This window comes from Cognatundibacterium squillarum, assembly GCF_014652435.1.
Lineage (GTDB): Bacteria > Pseudomonadota > Gammaproteobacteria > Burkholderiales > Burkholderiaceae_D > Undibacterium > Undibacterium squillarum.
Genome location: NZ_BMYU01000007.1, coordinates 88,939 through 104,718, shown reverse-complemented (window position 1 = coordinate 104,718; position 15,780 = coordinate 88,939). Strand labels below are relative to the sequence as shown.

Here is a 15,780-nt window from a genome sequence, read left to right as displayed (position 1 = left end):
ATTCAGGACATATTCATCAAAAAAAGTCGGGATATCGCAGACCGAACCTGCATGCAGCAGGGCTGGCCGGTGTAAGCTTGTTACAATTTGGCAGAACACGAGAATTGCCAGAAAAAGTTGAGAACTTGCCTGCAACGGATGCTAAAACCTGCTTTCAGGTTATAAGCAAATACAAAAATACGAAGAATTCCTCCGCTGCAGCAAATTCTTTTCGGTCAGCGCTGCGGACGTACCGCGTCTGCAGTGGCTTGCCGTTCTTTTAATTTTTTGTGCTGCAGCCTTATCCGGCCACGGTGCAAACAGGGTTGCCGCTAATCGACATTTATGAGTCGCACTTCGTTACGCCGGGAGCTAGTCGTACCGATCACCGTACTGGTGATCAGCGTTTCTGCGGCCATTGCCTGGGTTTCCATGAAAGCCGGTACCGATGCGGTGTACACGCTGACCCAGCGCGTACTGACCGACATGGTCAATCGCATCAATATCTCCACTGAAAAACATCTGGATGGCGCACTGACAGCGCTTGAATCGGTCGCGCCGAGTCCGTCACGCGTGCCTGCTGCACAATCTTTCAGCACCGATATGCATGGCCTGGAAGAAAAATTCTGGGCGGCCAGCGGCTTGTTCATGGATGTGAACAATTACGTGTATTTCGGCGGTAAAGACGGGCGCTTTGTCGGCGTGTACCGGATTTCCCGCAATGAAGTGCAATTGTTCTGGCGTGAACCTGAATGGGATCACCGCGAAGTCTACCGCGTGGCCGGTGTCGGTGACCGCTCGGTGCAGATTCGTCAGGATCAGTTCGATCCGCGCAAACGCCCGTGGTATCAGCAAGCGATGAATTCGGAAGCGCCGGTCTGGTCGAAAATCTATAACAACTTTTCTTTCCATTATCCGACGATCACGCTGGCCAAATCCGTGTATCAGAAAAATCACGAATTTGCCGGTGTGGTGGCAACTGACGTTACGCTGAAAGAATTGTCCAGCTTCCTCGGCAAGCTGGAAATCAGTAAAAACAGTGTGGCGTATATCGTTGATGCCGATGGTTATATCGTCGCTACATCCGGTAAAGAATTGCCGGAACGTGTGGTCAACGGTTTGCCGGAACGTATGCGCGCGATGGATATGAAAACCCGTCTGATCAGCGATACCTTCCGCCAGATTGGTCACCATCAGGCCAATAAAGACGCGACCTATGCACTGGAACTGGATATCGGTACGGTCGATGTCGCGGTCTCGCCGCTGGGCCAGAAGCAGGGACTGAACTGGCAAACGATTGTCGCGGTGCCGCGTGCTGATTTTATGAGCAGCATTAATCAGGGTTTTTTCCAGAGCGTGGTGATTGCGATTGCCTGCATTATTTTCGCGCTGACAATCGGTCTGGCGATTGTGGAACGGGTGATCCGCGATGTGCGCAAACTGACTTCAGCAGCGGAAAAATTCGGTAACGGTGAACCGATGCCGAAGCTGGATATCCGTCGTACCGATGAAATCGGGATTCTGGCGCAGACCTTCACGGAAATGGAAAATAAACTGCGTTTTGACAAACTGACGCAGGTCGCTAACCGTGAATCCCTGTTTGCCCAGATCAGCCATCTGCAGCAGATGGCGGAAGAAAATCCGGATGTGGAAATCGGTTACACGCTGTTGTTTGTGGATCTGGACCGCTTTAAACAAGTCAATGATAACTACGGCCATGATGCCGGAGACAAAGTGCTGGTGATCATCGCTGCGCGTCTGCGTGCCGCGATACGCGATACCGATGAAGTGGCGCGTTACGGCGGCGATGAATTCGTACTGCTGATCAAAGACACCCGCCATGCGATCGACATTGATCATATGGTCGATAAAATTTCTGCGGTGGTGGAAGAGCCGATTGCGCTGGAAAACGCCGTGGTGGATGTCGGCGCGTCGATAGGCTGGGCCAGCTTCCCTGAAGACGGCGACGACTATATGCGTCTGATCAAGATCGCTGACAGCCGTATGTACAACCGCAAACGCGACCGTAAATCGCAGAAAATTCAGCTGGTGTAAGCCACGCTTACCGACGCACTAACCCTGTAAAAAAGCACCGTTTCCTGCTCAGGAACGGTGCTTTTGTTTTTGGCGCTGAGTGCTTGTGTACAGCGCAGCGTTTGCCGTGGTGTTCCTGCAGACCCGAATACGCGTGAAAGCGTCTGAAAATGCCTCAAATGCGGTGTTCAGCACAGCGATCCGGCGGTCGTCGGCAGAAAGTGCTGGCCTCCGGAAATGGCTGATGACGATCTCTGCACAGGAACGCCACCCGTTGCGCAGCTTCAGGCGGCGGGCGTCATGCTGCGCAGACCGGCTTCGGCGTGGTGAAGTAAGCCAGCGGCATCGTTGCCGTGCGTTTCACTGCAAGCGATGCCGGTGCGCCACTGGCCGCCATCGCTGGCGGATGCCGTAGCTGCCTGCGTTTGCATCTGCATCTGTGTCTGCCATTGCTGCAGGTAAGCAGTTGCTTCTGCCGCATCGCAGGCGGGTAACAGCAAGGCGAAGCAGGCTTCCGTGACCCGCGCCGGTCGGGCGAACTGCGTTCCCAGACACTGGCTGAGTTGCCGTACATACTGCATCAGCCATTGCTCCGCAGCCTCGCCACCGGCTTGCAGACGGACTTGCCAGTAATGCTGCGGTTCGATCAGCACCATGCTGAGGCGCGGTGGACCGTCCTGTTGCTGACGTGCGCTGCGGATTGCTTCCTCCGTCATTTGCAGAAAACGCGCGCGGTTCGGCAAGCCGGTCAGCGGGTCTTGCCAGAGCTGATGCTGCAATTGCTGATGCTGTTGCTGCAGGGTGCTGCGCAGGGCATCGGCATGGGTGACGATTTCCTGCATTTCCTCCGGCATCTCCATCGCTTCCGGTGTGCCGTAGCTGCCGCCGCGCAGACGGATCAGACGTTCGCTGATGTGCTGTATCCAGCGTTCCAGTTGCAATATGCTGAACAGCGTGAGAATCGCAGCGGTGAATAAACCGGTCAGACCGGCAATCAGGATACAGCGCTGCAACAGCAGCAAAGGCCCCGTCACCGGTGCGACCGCGGTTTGCAGCAGCAAGCTATGCTGTGCTTTCGGATCCGACGGCAGCGCGAGTTGCCGCGTGGCGAAATCCCGTCGTTCCAGCTGTACCTGCAGCGTGGATAAATCCTTCGGCGCATCGCTGAGGATTTCCGTCAGTTGCTGTCTGCGCGCTGCCGGTAAGGTGGACTGGCTGACTTGCCAGGGTTTGGTGCCCGCTTTGCGTAGCAGGCTCAGATGGTTGCCGGACAGTTGTGACACTGGCTGCAGCAGTGCATCGGTCACCGGTCTTGCCAGCAAGACCTTCGTGCCGTCCGCCGTCACAGAAACCGATTGTGCGCCCAGCATGGCGGTGCTGCCGGACAATAACCAGCCGCCGTTAGTTGCCGGTTGCGCGCGCGCCCAGCTTTGCCAGTCGCTTTGCAAACCGTGGGCCAGACTGTCGCTGCTGGCATACAGCAATTCTCCCTGTGCATCCACCAGCACTGCCAGCGTGGCCTGCTGCTGTGCCGCATGGCGTATCAGGGCGGGGACGATGGTTTCTGCGCGGCGTTGCTGTACCGCCTGGCGGAACGATTCATCTGTCGCCAGCAGACTGGCGGCGCTGCTCAACTGCATGGTTTGTTGCTGTTCCAGATAATGCAGGCTTTGTTCTGTGCGTTGCAGACTGGCTTGCGGCACGCTGGCTGCCTGTTCGCGCAACTGCCATTCCGCCAGCAGCCACAAAGGCAGGCTCAGTCCGGTCACCAGACCGCAGGTCATTGTGAGTAAGTGACGTTGCAAACGTAGAGGCATAGTGGCGGCAAATGAGGGTGATAGCGGCATTGTACCGTTGTGTAGAACTCATTTCATAAATACCCGCGAGATGCGTTTGTCTCATAGCGCGGGCTGGCAAGGCGGACAAGGCAGTGAATAGCGGTGCTATTCACAACGCGTCCAACGCTGTCCAGCGTGCGCTATGAGGCAAACCCTCCGGGAACGGAGGTGCCGGGCGCATTGCTTTGTTGCGTCGCTTGCACAGGCACCAGCCTGTGCTGCGCAACGACGCCGCGCACTGCCTCCCGGCACCCTGCGTTCGCACTCGTGGCTATTTATGAAATGAGTTCCAGTATCACCTGCCCTGTTGTATTGCCGCACAAGCCGGCCTCCTCTGTGCAGGATACGGATTTGCCGGAGGGGATCACAGCACGGAAGGCAGGCAGCCGGATAAATGGTCAGGAGTTCTCAGACTCTTTGATTTTAAATAACAAGTCTGTAGCCGAATAATTATCTAATATCCAGCTCAGCGCCGTTTGCAAATGGTGCCCGCCCAACGCTTTCCGGATCACTTCATTCAGCACGCTATGGAATCGATTATTCAGTATCTGGTAGAAATGACCGCGCACCGCGATCATGAATTGCTGAACATGTCAGTAGCTTCTTCCTTACGTGCGATCACGGAAGCCGAAGCTGTGCGCGTCTGGGAATGCAACAGCAGCCATCATGGCGTGTTGCTGCGCGAACGGGTCATGATAGGCGCAGACGGTACCTGCACCGCGCCGGAAGGGCAGGCCGCGCGCTGGCGGGCAGTGACGGATTTTCAGGATTTGTACAAGGGACTGGAAGCCGGTTTGCAAGTCATTACCGGTAAAGATCCGCCCTGTTGTCTGTGGCTGCCGGTATCCGTTAAAGGCCGTGTGCATACCTGTTTTGAACTGCATTTATGCACGCCGCTACCGCCCGCATCGCTGGATGTGATTCGCGGCATCCTGCTGATTTATCAGAATTATCAGAGCTTACTGAATGACAGCGAGCACGATACCCTGACCGGTTTGCTGAACCGGAAAACTTTTGACGACCATTTCACCAAAGTGCTGCGTGCCGACTGGAGCGATCCCGGTTACGCCCTGCAGCAACCGCAAGCCTGCCAGCGCCGCGCGTCGCCGGAAGCGCCTTTACACGACTGGCTGGCGATTATTGATATCGACCATTTCAAGCAAGTGAATGACCATTACGGGCATTTATACGGCGATGAAGTGCTGATCCTGATTGCGAATTTACTGCGCACTTCGTTCCGGCCGGATGACCGCCTGTTCCGTTTCGGTGGCGAGGAATTTGTGGTGCTGCTGCGTCAGGTCAGCAGCGAGGATGCACACCGGATTTTTGAACGTTTCCGCAGCAATGTGGAAGCGCAGCAGTTTCCGCAAGTCGGGCGCGTGACGGTCAGTACCGGTTATGCGCACATCGATTTGCAGGAAGCGCCGGTGGCGATCATGGGGCGTGCCGATCAGGCGCTGTATCACGCCAAAACCCATGGCCGTAACCGTGTCTGTCATTACGATCAGCTGTTACAGCGCGGTGAAGTCCGGCATGAATCCGCCAACGATACCGCGGAATTTTTCTGATCTTTTACCGCTTGCCGTACCAGCCGGCGTGCTGGCCGGAAAAGTCCGTTTTTTGCCTCAAATGCGGTGTTCAGCACAGCACTCCGGCGGTCGTCGGCAGAAAGTCCGGCTCTCAGCAAATGAGCAATGACGATAGCTGCATCATCTGAGCGTAACCGCAGGCCGGAAAAACAACAGCCACCCGCAGGTAGCTGTTGCGCTGTTGGCGTACAGAAGATGGTCAGGCAGGTTTGCGTGCCGTCGTCAGCAGGATTACGCTGCCCAGAATCACCGCCATCGCGATACCGGCTTTGGAAGATAAGCTTTCGCCGCCGAAACTCACGCCCAGCGCCACCGCAATCACCGGATTCACATACGCATAACTGGCGGCCAGACCAGCCGGAACTTTGGATAACAGATACATATACGCGCTGAAGGCCAGCAACGAACCCGCCACCACCAGATACACCCAGGCGCTGACTGCCTGCCAGGTCACCGGGCCTGTCATGCTTTCGCCGCGAATCAGGCTGGCGATCACCAGAAACACGCCACCGGCCAGCATTTCGCTGGCGAAGCCCATGCCGCCTTTCGCCATTTTCAGTTTTTTCTGCGACAGTACCGAGCCCACATCCCAGCACAGAATCGCTGCCAGCAATAAGATCAGACCGACCGGTTCTGCCGCAAAGGTGCTGTCCGATGCCAGCAATACTGCGCCGGCAAAACCCGCCAGAATGCCGACCCATTCCTGACGGCGCGGCCAGTCGCCGAACAGGCCGGACAGGCTGGATAAGATCATCGGCGAGCAGGCGATGAATACGGCAGTCAGGCCGGAAGACACATACTGCTCTGCGCAGGCCGTCAGACCGGTGCCGCCGCTCAGCATCAGCACACCGATGATGCCGCCGTCACGCCATTCGCGCAGCGTGGGATTCGGCGCGCCGCGCCATTTCATCCACGCATACAACAGACCACCGGCCACCACAAAGCGGGTGCCGATCATCATCAGCGGCGGAAACGAGGTCAGCGCGACCTGAATACCAAAATAGGTGGAACCCCAGACGATATACACCGTCAGCAGGGCCAGAATCACATTGCGGGGTAAATGACGCATAGCAGGCAATCAGAATAAACAGGTGAAAAAGTGCGACAGAATACGGATAGTGTACGTAAGTAAAAACCAGTTTTGAATGGATAGTTCATGGTATTTCAGGTACATTTCTTTGAAAGCAAATGAAAAAAGGCAGGTTTACCATGAAAATCGAACTCGACCTGATGGATGCCCGTATCCTCGATATTTTGCAGGATGATGCCCGTGTCAGCCTCGCTGAAATCGGACGCCGCATTCACCTGAGCCAGCCCGCCGTGGCAGAACGCATACGCCGGCTGGAAGGTGCGGGCGTGATCACCGGCTACCATGCGCGCGTGAATCCGGAAGCGCTGGGCTACGGCATCACCGCATTTGTGCGCATCGCCACCCGCTCCAGCGACGTGCCGGTGCTGCAGATTGTGGATCAGATGCCGGAAGTGATTGAATGCCATGCAATCACCGGCGAGGATTGCGTGATCGTGAAAGTGATTGCGACCAGCGTGCGCGAACTGGAGCGCGTGATTGCCGGACTGGCGCGCTGCGGTGTCACATCGACTTCGCTGATTCTGTCGTCGTCGGTAGAACGCCGCGCCGTGCGGCCTGCGGGGTAAGCAATGGAAATCCGCCAGCTGCGTTATTTCGTTGCGATTGTGGATCACGGCTCACTGTCGCGGGCAGCGCGGGTGCTGCACATTGTGCAACCGGCACTGACGCAGCAGATACAGTCGCTGGAGGAGGAACTCGGTACGCAATTACTGCACCGTTCCGCACAAGGTATGCAGGCCACCGAAGCCGGTAAGATTTTTTATGAACATGCACAAGCCATCCTGAAACAAATCAGCGATGCGCGCAGTGCCGTCACTCAGATTACCGATTCTCCGAGTGGCACGGTGGAGCTTGGTATTCCGCAGAGTGTGTCGGCAGCGTTGGCGTTTCCGTTACTGAAAGCCGTGCGCGAAAGCTATCCGGATATTACGTTTCAGCTGACCGAAGAGCTGACCGGCAATCTGACTGAACAGTTACGGTCCGGTCGTCTGAATCTGGCGATTCTGTTTGATGACGGCCAGTTATCCGGCTTCCACACGCAGCCGCTGGTGGAAGAAGACATGATGTATATCACGCGTGCCGGTTCGCAATTTGCCTGCAAGCGGAAATCGATCAGGCTGGAACAGGTTGTGCGCGCACCGCTGATTCTGCCCAGTCTGCAGCACGGTGTGCGTCCGCGCATCGAGCAGGTCTTGCGTGAACAGGGGATGTCCGCAGAGCAGGTGATCGAAATCACCTCGATTGCGATTCTGAAGTCGGCACTGCTGGCGGATATGGGTGCAACCATCTTACCGGTGTCACCATTGCTGCCGGAAATTCAGCGCGGTGAAATGGTGGCAGTGCCGGTCAGCGATGCAACACTGAGCCGGACTGTCAGTTTGTGTTCATCTAAAAATATTCCGTTAACAAATGCTGCGAGAGCGGTAGCCAAGCGGGTACAGGATGTTACGCAACAACTGGTCAGCAGCGGCGCATGGCCGGATGTCCGTCTGCTGACCTGAGCGCATTATTCAGGCACGGCACAATTGCCAGACCGTTGCCGGCGGCAGATTACGCCAGACCCGGCACTGCGGTTGCCAGCGTAGCGGCAATCCTGCAGAGACCGGAAACGGCGGTCGCCGTCCGTAACTGAACTGCACCACACTGCCACCCTGCATCACCAGCGCCTGATACGCTTTGGCAACACGCCTTGCCTGACGTAAAGGCAGGGATTTGAATGGCAGTGAAGAAACCACCAGCAAGTGGTCTGCATGCAGCGCCGCTGTATTCAGCACTTGCTCGGCGCGTTGTTCGAGTACGGTCAGTTGCGGAAAACGCTGACGTAAAACACTGGCCAGCGGCGGTGAACATTCCACAACTTTTAAACGCTCACGCCCGAACCGGGCCAGTAAGGCGCGGGTCAGTGCACCACTGCCCGCACCGATTTCCAGCAAATTTCCGCCACGGTCGCTGGCTGCTGCGACCTGCGCCATCGCGTGTGCCAGATGACGGGAGGACGGGAGCACCGCACCTACTTCTGCCGGTGCCCGCAGTAAGGCTTGTATGAACGGCAGCATGCAGTGACTCATCCCGCTTGCAGCGTTTTCAGCGCCTGCGCCAGATCGCGGATCAGATCGGCCGGATGTTCGATGCCGACTGACAGACGCAGTATGTCCGGCCCGATCCCTTTTTCACGTCGTAATGCTTCCGGAATAGCGGCATGAGTCATCGACCACGGATGGTTGATCAGGCTTTCAACGCCGCCCAGACTTTCTGCCAGCGTGAATACCTGCAAGGCTTGCGTGAAGCGTTTCACTCCCTCCGCATCGGTGCGTAAGCGTACCGATAAGACGCCGCCGCTGCCGTCCGGCAGATATTTCTTAGCCAGTGCATGCTGAGGATGGGACGGATGACCCGGGTACAGCACATTTTCGACTTCCGGCTGTTCTGCCAGCCAGCCAGCGATATGCAGCGCACTTTCACTGTGGCGCTGCATGCGCAGACCCAGCGTGCGCAGGCCGCGCAAGGCCAGAAAACTGTCAAACGGTGATAACACCGCACCGACCGCATTTTGCAGCCAGCGCAGTTTGTCGCCGAGCGCCGGATCCTTGATGATCAGCGCGCCGCCGATCACATCGGAGTGACCGTTCAGGTATTTCGTCAGCGAGTGCAGCACGATGTCCGCACCCCATTCAAACGGACGTAACAGCGCCGGTGTCGAGAAGGTCGCATCAACCAGCGTCAGTGCGCCGTTTTCACGGGCAATACGGGCAATTTCTGCGATGTCCGGCAGTTTGAGTAAAGGATTGGTCGGCATTTCCAGCCAGACCAGACGGGTTGCCGGTGTGATGGCTTGCTTAATCGCGTCCAGATCATCCGGTGGTGCATAGCGCACATTCAGGTTGCTGCTGCGTTTTTTCACCTGCTCAAACAAACGCCAGGCGCCACCATATAAATCGTCAATGGTCACAACTTCACTGCCGGCTTCCAGCAATTCCAGTACCGTCGTCATCGCACCGAGACCGGAGGCGAATGCCAGTCCGGTGTGGCCACCTTCCAGTTCTGCCAGTGCTTTTTCTAAGGCAGCACGACTGGGGTTGCCACTGCGGCCGTATTCATAGCCAGTGTGTTCGCCCGGTGCAGGCTGTGCGTAAGTAGAGCTCAGATAAATCGGTGGCATCACGGCACCGGTGGCATCCGGTGTATAGCCCGCATGGACAAACAGAGTATCGCGGTGTTGCATGATTTCTCCTCAGTTCTGGCGCTGCCAGTAATTCAGTACGTCGGTTTGGGTAATCAGACCCAGAAAACGGCCGTTTTGTACGACCGGAGCGGTTTTGTCTTTGCGGAACAGGCTGAGCAGGTCTTCCAGCGAATCATCCGGTGCCAGTGTCAGCAAATCGGTCGTCATGACGCTGCGCACAGGTTGCGAGAACTGTGCATGACTGACCCGTACGGCGTTCAGCACATCCCATTCGTCAATCACGCCGACCAGCGTGTCTTTACCTTCGATCACCGGTAACTGCGAAATATCGTGCCGGCGCATTTTGCGGTACACATCAGCCAGTGTTTCGGAAGGACGGGCTGTGACGGTTTCGCCATCGGCGTGAGAACGCATGATCAGATCGCGCAGATCATGATGGCGAACACGCGGACGCAAGCCCTGATCGGTCAGCCAGTTATCATTAAATTGTTTAGAAAGATATTTATTGCCGCTGTCGCAAATAAAGGTCACAACGCGCTTCGGCGTTTTCTGGGCGCGGCAGAAACGCAGTGCTGCAGCCACCAGCGTTCCGCTGGACGAACCGGCAAGGATGCCTTCCTGTTCCAGCAAGGTGCGTGCGGTGTGGATACTTTCCTCATCGCTGATGCTGTAAGCTTCACGTACCGATGAAAAATCTGCCATTGGCGGAATGAAATCTTCACCGATACCCTCCACGCGCCAGCTGCCGGCTTTTCCAAAGCGTCCGGTTTGAATGTAATCCGCCAGAATCGAACCCTGCGGATCTGCCAGCACAAAGCCGACTTCCGGTGCTGTCGCTGCGAAATAACGGCTGAGGCCGGTCAGCGTGCCGCAGGAACCAACACCGGTGACAATCGCATCCAGCCGCTGTTCCATTTGCTCCCAGATTTCCGGGCCTGTGGTTTCCACATGGGCCTGCGGATTGGCCGGATTGCTGAACTGATCAATATAGAAAGCACCGGGTGTTTCATCGGCCAGCCGTTTCGCCAGATCCTGATAATAAGCAGGATCACCTTTCTCAACATCGGAGCGGGTCAGAATCACTTCTGCACCCATGGCTTTCAGTTGCTGGATTTTTTCGGTACTCATTTTGTCCGGCACCACCAGTTGCAGGCGATAACCTTTACGAACCGCAACCAGTGCCAGACCCAGGCCGGTATTGCCGGCGGTCGCTTCGATAATCGTACCGCCCGGTTGCAGCTGGCCGGAGGCTTCAGCAGCCTCAATCATTGCCAGTGCGATACGGTCTTTGATGGAGCCACCGGGATTCTGGCTTTCCAGTTTGACATACAGTTCGCACGGACCGGTATCAATACGGGTCAGACGGACGAGCGGGGTGTTTCCGATTAAACGGAGTACAGGATCCTGATCAGACATAATTGTATTAAATGTAAATTAATAAGCGGATTCCACTCGCACCATCTGTCGATGCAGCGTGCTCTGTAGGAATCAAAGAAGATAAAGCACTAAGCAGCGTCAACAGGACGCCGGTGTACACGCGAATTGCATCGCGGAGCGGAAGGGCAGATTGCCGTTAATAAAAAAGGCTGAAGTGTCAGTGCGCATATTCAGTATCAGACTCAGAGTGACAGCCGGTTCGGAAAAAAGTCATGCAGAAGTCCTGTGCCAAACGGAGATGCAGGCTTGCTTGGATTTTTAATATGCTAATTAATGGAGTGGCATGAACGGAACGAATAAAACTGAAGATCAACATGCAAATTCCGATTAAAGCTGTAACGCGGTCATTGCCGGACCTGTTATTGGAACTTTGTGTCGCATTAGAAAAGACGTGCTGTGCCTGCCAGGTTGAAGAAATTCCGTTGTTCCTGCGCATCAAATCTGATATCCAGCGCGGGATGAAATGCGCGTCAGATCACGGTGTCAGAATAGCTATAAGAAAAATTGATATATCTATTTTTATTCTGTATTTTTCCAAAACAGGCTGCAGGGGTAGACTGTTCTTACAGCAGATTTCAAAGGAAGTCGGGAAAGTGCTGCAGCGGTAATTTCGAAAACTTTCTTTGATCTCTTTGGAGTCCGGGCAACCCTCCCTCAGGGCGCTGCGTACAACGCTTTCGGCTTTGTACAACGCCCGATAGCGTTCTGCTATCGATAAATGTGCCGGATTCCAATAAAATGGCTGCTATCACAGCCACCGCAATCCGCCTGTAAGCGATACCTCGTTACAGGTGACGAGCAAACTTGTGTCTTACCGGACGCAACGCATGTTCCTTGCGATCAAAAATCACAAATTTTGGAGCCACTATGTCAACCGACACCAAGATGGAGTCTGCTGGACTCTCGTCCGCGTCCGTCCCTGTCAGCGCAACTGCTGACGTTCAAACTTCCCCCGCCCTGAATGATGTCAGCCTGGATGATAAATACACATCCAACTCAGGCACGATTTTCCTGTCCGGTATTCAGGCGCTGGTACGCCTGCCGATGATACAGCGTCAGCGTGATCTGGCGATGGGGCTGAATACAGCGGGTTTTATTTCCGGCTATCGCGGTTCGCCGCTGGGTGGTCTGGATGAGACATTGTGGAAAACCAAAAAATTACTCGAGCAAAACCATGTTCAGTTTGTGCCGGGTGTGAATGAAGATCTGGCTGCGACCGCAGTCTGGGGTACCCAAACCGTGGGGCTGATTGGCCCCGCGAAATATGATGGCGTCTTTTCCATGTGGTATGGCAAAGGCCCGGGTGTGGACCGTTGCGGCGACGTATTCAAGCATATGAATCACGCCGGTACGGCGCAGTACGGTGGTGTATTACTGGTTGCCGGTGATGATCACGGCGCGTATTCCTCGACACTGCCGCACCAGTCTGACCATATTTTTTCCGCCTGTATGATTCCGATGCTGTATCCGTGCAATGTGCAGGAGTATCTGGATCTGGGCTTGCATGCATGGGCAATGTCGCGTTTCTCCGGTTGTGCAGTCGGCTTTAAAGCGCTGGCCGATACCGTGGAATCCACTGCTTCGGTCGATGCTGATCCTTTCCGCCTGAAAATTGTTTATCCCGAAGATTTCGTGATGCCGGAAGGCGGACTGAATACCCGTTTGTCGCTGGATACGCTGGGTGTGCAGGCGCGTAAGCAGGAAGCGCTGATGCAGGATTACAAAATCTATGCAGCGCTGGCCTATGCCCGTGCGAATAAACTGAATCACACCACCATCAACAGCCCGCATGCGAAACTCGGTATTGTTGCATCCGGTAAGTCTTATCTGGACGTGCTGGAAGCGATGGAGGAACTCGGTATTGATGAACAGCGCGCTGCCGATATTGGTATTCGCGTGTTTAAAGTGTCGATGCCATGGCCGCTGGAACCGGACAGCATCCGCGAATTCGCGCAGGGTCTGGATGAAATTCTGGTGGTCGAAGAAAAACGTCAGATGGTGGAATACCAGCTGAAAGAACAATTGTATAACTGGCGCGATGACGTGCGTCCGCGTGTGATTGGTAAGTTCGATGAAAAAGGCGAATGGGTGCATCCGCGCGGCGAATGGCTGCTGACATCCAAAGCGGATTTCTCGGTCGCGCAAATTGCGCGTGTAATCGCCGGCCGTATTGCCCGTTTCCATACCAGTGATCTGATCAAAGCACGTCTGGCTTTCCTCGAAGCAAAAGATGAAGTGCTGCGCAAGCAAGTCAGCACACCGGCGCGTCCCGCTTATTATTGCTCTGGTTGTCCGCACAATACCTCAACCAAAGTGCCGGAAGGCAGTCTGGCGCTGGCCGGTATCGGTTGCCACGTGATGGCAACCGCGATTTATCCTGAACACAATAAACTGACAACGCATATGGGCGGCGAAGGTGCGCCGTGGATCGGTCAGGCAGCTTTCTCGCAAATTCCGCATGTATTTCAGAATCTGGGTGATGGTACATATTTCCACTCCGGTTATCTGGCAATTCGCGCTGCGGTAGCTGCGCGTGTCAATATTACTTATAAAATTCTGTACAACGATGCCGTTGCGATGACGGGTGGTCAGCCGGTGGATGGCACCATTACCGTGCCGATGATGGCGCAGCAAATGGCAGCGGAAGGCGTGAAACGTATCGCGCTGGTCACAGAAGATTTAAGCCGCTACACCGACCGTTCCGCCTTACCAGCGATGGTGACGCTGCATGACCGCAAAGATATGGATGCGGTACAGCGTGAATTGCGCGAAATCGAAGGCTGCAGCGTGCTGATCTACGATCAGACTTGCGCGGCAGAAAAACGCCGCCGCCGTAAAAAAGGTGAATTCCCAGACCCGAATCAGCGTCTGTTCATCAACGAAGCCGTGTGTGAAGGTTGCGGCGATTGCGGTGCGCAATCCAACTGTACTTCGCTGATGCCGCTGGAAACCGAATTCGGCCGTAAGCGTGTGATCGATCAGTCTTCCTGTAATAAAGATTACTCCTGCGTTAAAGGTTTTTGCCCGAGCTTTGTCACCGTTGAAGGCGGCAAAGTGCGCAAAACCAAAACCGGTGGCAACCGTGGCGATGACTTCGGTGTGCTGCCGCAACCGGCTTTGCCAGCCTGCGAGCAGTCTTACAATATTCTGCTGAATGGTATCGGCGGTACCGGTGTGATTACCGTCGGCGCTTTGCTGGGCATGGCGGCGCATCTGGAAGGCAAGGGCGCATCGGTGCTGGATATGACCGGTATGTCGCAGAAAAACGGGTCCGTGACTTCGCATATCCGCATCGTTCAGGACCCTGTCCGTTTGCGCGCGCAGCGTATTGCCACCGGTGAAGCCGATCTGGTACTTGGCTGCGATATCCTGACTGCCGGTGCGCATGATGCGATTTCCAAAATGCGCGCAGGCCGTACCCGTGCGGTGATTAATACACATGAACAGCCTACCGGCGCGTTTGCGAAAAATCCGGACTGGCAATTCCCGCTCGATTCCACCGAGCGTCTGATCAGCGATTCCGTCGAAGGCCGCGCAGATTTCATTAATGCAACCCGTCTGGCGACCGCGCTGATGGGCGACTCGATTGCCACCAACCTGTTCATGCTCGGCTTCTCGTATCAGAAGGGCGCGATTCCGGTTTCTGAAGCTGCTTTGCTGCGTGCGATTGAACTGAACGGCGTGGCGATTGAAGCCAATAAACAAGCCTTCACCTGGGGCCGCCGTGCCGCAGTGGATCTGGCAAAAGTGGAAAAAATCGCATTGCCAACTCAGAGTGTGGTGGTGCAAATGCCACTGAGTCTGGAAAAAGTCATCGCCCGCCGCGCGGATTTTCTGCGTGAATATCAGGATGCTGCTTACGCAGAGCGTTACACCACGCTGGTGGCAAAAGTGCGTGCTGCAGAACAGAAACTCGGCAAAGGCGAGCGCCTGAGCATGGCTGTCGCGCGCAATGCGTACAAGCTGATGGCGTACAAAGATGAATACGAAGTTGCACGCCTGTACACCAATGGCGATTTCACAGAAAAACTGAAACAACAGTTCGACGGTGAATTCAGCGTGCAATTCAATTTTGCACCACCGCTGTTCGCGAAAAAAGATGCGCAGGGTCGCCTGATCAAAGCACGTTACGGTTCATGGATGTTCGGCGTACTGCGTTTGCTGGCCAAAGGTAAACGCCTGCGCGGTACCGCACTGGATATCTTCGGCAAAACCGAAGAACGCCGTATGGAACGTGCGCTGATTGCGGAGTATTTTGCACAGACCGAAGCCTTGCTGCAGAGTCTGACCGCAGAAACGCTGGATCAGGCAGTGGCAATTGCCAGTCTGCCGGAAATGATCCGTGGTTTCGGCCATGTGAAAGAGAAAGCCGTAGCCGAATACCGTGCACGCTTGCAAGCCTTGCAATATGGGGCGCAACAGAAATCAGCCTGATCGGGACAAACGGCCTGGTGTCGTTCGTGAACAAACTGTGAAACAAGTTGGCATTTATAACCAGCGTAACAAGGCAGACATTGTGCTGTCGTGCAAGTTTGTTAGTATGTAAGCTATTGCTGTGATGCGAGCGCAGCTGCTGAATTCATCTTCAGCACGCTGCCGCCGCGTGCCGGTGTGACTCATTCATACGAT

The 15,780-nt window shown here is 55.3% G+C and carries 11 protein-coding genes; 6 read left to right on the top strand and 5 right to left on the bottom strand.

The features are described from left to right. Nucleotides 1–324 precede the first annotated feature (324 nt). Nucleotides 325–2,034 carry a sensor domain-containing diguanylate cyclase gene (locus IE092_RS13905; protein WP_189357801.1) on the top strand — a complete coding sequence of 570 codons (1,710 nt, stop codon included), beginning with the start codon at nucleotides 325–327 and terminating at the stop codon, nucleotides 2,032–2,034. Nucleotides 2,035–2,297: 263 nt separating this feature from the next. Here IE092_RS13905 and IE092_RS13900 read toward each other — a convergent pair whose 3' ends face one another. After that, entirely contained in the window at nucleotides 2,298–3,830 is a 1,533-nt protein-coding gene (locus IE092_RS13900) for a sensor domain-containing diguanylate cyclase (RefSeq protein WP_189357800.1), read from the bottom strand. A 503-nt stretch (nucleotides 3,831–4,333) separates the two neighbouring features. Here IE092_RS13900 and IE092_RS13895 point away from each other — a divergent pair. Beyond that, on the top strand, nucleotides 4,334–5,419 hold the full coding sequence (locus IE092_RS13895; RefSeq protein WP_229793183.1) for a GGDEF domain-containing protein: 1,086 nt from the start codon (nucleotides 4,334–4,336) through the stop codon (nucleotides 5,417–5,419). A gap of 220 nt (nucleotides 5,420–5,639) precedes the next feature. Here the strand turns inward: IE092_RS13895 and yedA are convergent, their stop codons facing one another. After that, complete coding sequence (gene yedA / locus IE092_RS13890; protein ID WP_189357799.1) at nucleotides 5,640–6,509, bottom strand: drug/metabolite exporter YedA; 870 nt, start codon at nucleotides 6,507–6,509, stop codon at nucleotides 5,640–5,642. Between the two features lie 140 nt (nucleotides 6,510–6,649). On the opposite strand from yedA, the gene IE092_RS13885 reads away from it, so the two are divergent. Together IE092_RS13885 and IE092_RS13880 are read left to right on the top strand one after the other, a co-directional pair. Next, entirely contained in the window at nucleotides 6,650–7,096 is a 447-nt protein-coding gene (locus IE092_RS13885; RefSeq protein WP_189357798.1) for an Lrp/AsnC family transcriptional regulator, read from the top strand. 3 nt (nucleotides 7,097–7,099) lie between these two features. Next, nucleotides 7,100–8,032, top strand: a complete 933-nt coding sequence (locus tag IE092_RS13880) for a LysR substrate-binding domain-containing protein (protein WP_189357797.1) — start codon at nucleotides 7,100–7,102, stop codon at nucleotides 8,030–8,032. A gap of 9 nt (nucleotides 8,033–8,041) precedes the next feature. Here the strand turns inward: IE092_RS13880 and IE092_RS13875 are convergent, their stop codons facing one another. From IE092_RS13875 to IE092_RS13865, 3 genes are read right to left on the bottom strand one after another with little or no spacing between them, the layout of a single operon-like run. Further along, the gene (locus IE092_RS13875; protein WP_189357796.1) at nucleotides 8,042–8,587 is read right to left on the bottom strand and encodes a class I SAM-dependent methyltransferase; all 546 of its coding nucleotides are present in this window, start codon (nucleotides 8,585–8,587) and stop codon (nucleotides 8,042–8,044) included. 8 nt (nucleotides 8,588–8,595) lie between these two features. Then, a complete protein-coding gene (locus IE092_RS13870) occupies nucleotides 8,596–9,753 on the bottom strand; it encodes a trans-sulfuration enzyme family protein (RefSeq protein ID WP_189357795.1) in 1,158 nt (385 codons plus the stop codon). Between the two features lie 9 nt (nucleotides 9,754–9,762). Continuing rightward, a complete protein-coding gene (locus IE092_RS13865) occupies nucleotides 9,763–11,130 on the bottom strand; it encodes a pyridoxal-phosphate dependent enzyme (protein ID WP_189357794.1) in 1,368 nt (455 codons plus the stop codon). 335 nt (nucleotides 11,131–11,465) lie between these two features. On the opposite strand from IE092_RS13865, the gene IE092_RS13860 reads away from it, so the two are divergent. Next, nucleotides 11,466–11,759 (top strand): hypothetical protein, encoded by a 294-nt coding sequence (locus IE092_RS13860; RefSeq protein WP_189357793.1) that lies wholly within the window; start codon nucleotides 11,466–11,468, stop codon nucleotides 11,757–11,759. Between the two features lie 259 nt (nucleotides 11,760–12,018). Next, nucleotides 12,019–15,585, top strand: a complete 3,567-nt coding sequence (locus IE092_RS13855; RefSeq protein ID WP_229793182.1) for an indolepyruvate ferredoxin oxidoreductase family protein — start codon at nucleotides 12,019–12,021, stop codon at nucleotides 15,583–15,585. Nucleotides 15,586–15,780 lie beyond the last annotated feature (195 nt).

Excerpts from the sequence above, each read along its gene's own strand:
- IE092_RS13905 (WP_189357801.1), top strand. The coding sequence starts at position 325 with ATGAGTCGCACTTCGTTACGCCGGGAGCTAGTCGTACCGATCACCGTA.
- IE092_RS13900 (WP_189357800.1), bottom strand. The coding sequence starts at position 3,830 with ATGCCTCTACGTTTGCAACGTCACTTACTCACAATGACCTGCGGTCTG.
- IE092_RS13895 (WP_229793183.1), top strand. The coding sequence starts at position 4,334 with ATGGTGCCCGCCCAACGCTTTCCGGATCACTTCATTCAGCACGCTATG.
- yedA (WP_189357799.1), bottom strand. The coding sequence starts at position 6,509 with ATGCGTCATTTACCCCGCAATGTGATTCTGGCCCTGCTGACGGTGTAT.
- IE092_RS13885 (WP_189357798.1), top strand. The coding sequence starts at position 6,650 with ATGAAAATCGAACTCGACCTGATGGATGCCCGTATCCTCGATATTTTG.
- IE092_RS13880 (WP_189357797.1), top strand. The coding sequence starts at position 7,100 with ATGGAAATCCGCCAGCTGCGTTATTTCGTTGCGATTGTGGATCACGGC.
- IE092_RS13875 (WP_189357796.1), bottom strand. The coding sequence starts at position 8,587 with ATGCTGCCGTTCATACAAGCCTTACTGCGGGCACCGGCAGAAGTAGGT.
- IE092_RS13870 (WP_189357795.1), bottom strand. The coding sequence starts at position 9,753 with ATGCAACACCGCGATACTCTGTTTGTCCATGCGGGCTATACACCGGAT.
- IE092_RS13865 (WP_189357794.1), bottom strand. The coding sequence starts at position 11,130 with ATGTCTGATCAGGATCCTGTACTCCGTTTAATCGGAAACACCCCGCTC.
- IE092_RS13860 (WP_189357793.1), top strand. The coding sequence starts at position 11,466 with ATGCAAATTCCGATTAAAGCTGTAACGCGGTCATTGCCGGACCTGTTA.
- IE092_RS13855 (WP_229793182.1), top strand. The coding sequence starts at position 12,019 with ATGTCAACCGACACCAAGATGGAGTCTGCTGGACTCTCGTCCGCGTCC.